Here is a 1,390-nt window from a genome sequence, read left to right as displayed (position 1 = left end):
TATTAAAGGAGCAGATGCCGGATATTAAAATAATTTTCACACGGAAAACAGATATAGATGTTGACTTGTACAGGCGGGCAGAAATAGCGAACGAAGCTAATGCCGATCTTTTTATATCGGTACACTGCAATTCAATGCCTCCAGGCAACAAGCATATCAAAGGAGTAGAAACATTGGTTGCGGGATCGCACCGGTTAAAAGAACAGGATGCTGCCATACGTGAGAACGCCGATATTAAATTGGAAAAGAACTACAAAAGTAAGTACGATGGGTATGATCCAAGTAACCCAAGTAGTTTTATTCTTTTATCGCTTTTAAAAAATGCCTTTCGGGACAAAAGCATTAATTTTGCCAAGTTAATACAGAACAGTTATATCAAGCGGGATGAGCGATTAAGCCGTGGTGTTAAAGAACAGGGCGTTTTGGTATTGCAGCGTTGCGGTATGCCCGCCGTTTTAACAGAAGTAGGTTTTATCTCAAATACAGAAGAAGAAAAATATATTAATTCCCAAAATGGACAAAACGAAATTGCCAATTCTATTTTGGAAGCAATAAAAACATACAAAAAAAATATTGAGGTTAAATAAGTGGCATTATAAATGATGTTTATTTTACCTTTGGAAAAAATATAAAACAGATACCAAACAAATAGTGCAGCCTTTGTGTATTTATAGGGTTTAGCACAAGAATTAATTACGCTCTAACAAGTGAAGAAAAGATACCTTCAGCGCTTGTAGCCATTAAATAAAACACTCATGAAGATTAAGAACGAAACCAAAGTAGGTATTTTAGCTGCATTTGCCATTGCTTTATTAATAATTGGATATAATTTTTTAAAAGGAAATTCAATTTTCTCAAATGAAACTACATTATATGCAAAATATACAAGGGTTGATGGTTTAAGTGTTTCAAAACCTATCCTGATCAATGGTTATCAGATTGGCCGGGTGGCCAAATTGGAGCTACAGCCAGACGGTAGTATTATTGCAACCTTAAGTGTAAACAGCAAATATGAAATTCCCGAAAATAGTATTGCCCGCTTAGAAGGTACAGATCTTTTAGGCAGTAAGGCCATTGTAATGTCGTTAGGTAATTCAAAAAAGATGGCCGAAGATGGTTACACCTTAAACGCAAATGTAGAAAAGGGCTTAATGGAACAGGTACAACCGGTTCAAAAGAAAGCGGAATTAATTATCAGTAAAATGGATTCTATTCTGAGTAGTGTGAACTCTATTCTGAACCCTAACTTCCAGAAAAACGTTGATAAAAGCTTTAACAGTATTGCTGGTACATTGGCTTCGTTAGAAACCACATCAAAAAAAGTTGATGGTTTAGTAGGTTCAGAAAGCGCACGTATTGAAGCGATTTTTAAAAATGTTGAAGGTATAAC

At 35.5% G+C, this 1,390-nt stretch carries 2 protein-coding genes; both read left to right on the top strand.

What is annotated here, in order from left to right; translation table 11 throughout:
• On the top strand, positions 1 to 587 hold a 587-nt coding region (locus tag AC1DND_RS27855; protein ID WP_477586097.1), incomplete at its 5' end, for an N-acetylmuramoyl-L-alanine amidase family protein.
• Between the two features lie 168 nt (positions 588 to 755).
• A partial coding sequence (locus tag AC1DND_RS27850; RefSeq protein WP_477586095.1) for an MlaD family protein occupies positions 756 to 1,390 on the top strand: 635 nt, incomplete at its 3' end.

This window comes from Pedobacter sp. 01N416 (assembly GCF_056399685.1).
Note: the sequence above shows the minus strand (reverse complement) of the source record. Positions and strands in the feature narration are given on the sequence as shown.